Annotated in this window: 1 protein-coding gene; it reads left to right on the top strand. The window is 71.6% G+C overall.

Features of this window, described 5'->3' with window-relative positions:
- Positions 1-244 precede the first annotated feature (244 nt).
- On the top strand, positions 245-1,141 hold the full coding sequence (locus tag PROKR_RS04505) for a hypothetical protein (RefSeq protein WP_036959961.1): 897 nt from the start codon (positions 245-247) through the stop codon (positions 1,139-1,141).
- Positions 1,142-1,304: the final 163 nt, after the last annotated feature.

Here is a 1,304-nt window from a genome sequence, read left to right as displayed (position 1 = left end):
GACGGCGCGCTGGGCGCGGCCGGCCCGTCCGCCGTCGGCGGAGTGCCCGCCCGCGCCGTGCTGACGCTCAAGGGCCGCCTGCTGGCCGACGCCGTCGTGCGTGACCTGACCGCTTGATAGCCGCCCTTTTCAAGGGTCGAGGTGCCTTTTCGTTTGTTTGCGCGGTAGGTGAGACCGTCGATACCTTGTGCTGTTCATAACGTTCGGGGGAGGCGGCTCGGACCGCCTGACAAGGGGCACGCGCATGAGCAACACCCACGGAGGCTGGAACCCGCAGGACGGTCAGTCCCCGCAGCCGGTGGATCCCTACGGGCCGCGTGATCCTTACGGCCGGCCCGCCAACCCGTACGGCCGGCCGGACTACCAGCCCGCGCAGTACCCGTACGGCGGCTTCCAGCAGCAACCCGTCCAGCAGGTCCCGGCGTATCCGCCGGTACAGGAGCCGGTTCCGCAGCCGGACCAGGACCCGCCGACGATCGGCCGCGCCTGGCGCTGGGCGTGGGGCGCGTTCGGCACGAGCTGGGGCACCTGGGTGCTGATGAGCCTCGTGCTGGGCGTCGCGCAGGTCGCCGTCATCCTCCTGGCCAGCCCGTCCACGCTGGACGGGCTGATGAACGCCACCGACCAGGCGGCGGTCGACGCCGCCCAGGCCGCCGGGCAGACCCTGGAGGCCAAGGCGCTGGGCGCGGCCGGGACCGCCGTCAGCTTCCTGCTGCAGGCCCTGCTGTATGCCGGCGCGCTCGGGGCGACCCGCACCCGCCGGGTCAGGTTCCGCGACTTCTTCCTGCTGCGGGGACTGGGCGGCCTGGTGGGGTACGCACTGGTCGCCGGGGTGATCGGGTTCGTCAGCACGGTCGTGCCCCTGGTGGGCGGCCTGATCCAGGTGGTCTGCACGCTGCTCCTGCTCGCGGTGCCGTTCCTGCTGCTCAAGGGTGAGGGCTTCGGGCGCGCCCTCGCGGGGGGCGTCGGCCTGGTGCTCTCCCACCTCGGCACGGCGCTCGCCGTGTTCGCGATCTTCGCCGCGCTGGCCCTCGCGTCGGTCTTCACCTGCGGGCTGGGGCTCGTCGTGGTCGCGCCGGCGATGCTGCTGGTGGGGGCTTATCTCGTCCAGCGGTGGACCGGCGAGCCGGTCCAGTCCTGACCGGCTGGTAACAACTCGGCAATTGCGCATGCGGGCATGCGGAGAAAAGGTGAAGGTGGCCTCGGATCACTGAACAGTGAAAAGGGGATCACATGAGCGAGAACACTCCGCAGAACCCGCACGAGCCGAGCGCCGGGGGGCCGACGCCGCCGCAGAACCCGGC

The organism is Promicromonospora kroppenstedtii DSM 19349 (genome assembly GCF_000515355.1).
GTDB classification, from domain to species: domain Bacteria; phylum Actinomycetota; class Actinomycetes; order Actinomycetales; family Cellulomonadaceae; genus Promicromonospora; species Promicromonospora kroppenstedtii.
This window is presented reverse-complemented; position numbering and strand designations above follow the sequence as displayed.

Bases quoted from the DNA above. Each gene is read 5' to 3' on its own strand.
- PROKR_RS04505 (WP_036959961.1), top strand. From the start codon at position 245: ATGAGCAACACCCACGGAGGCTGGAACCCGCAGGACGGTCAGTCCCCG.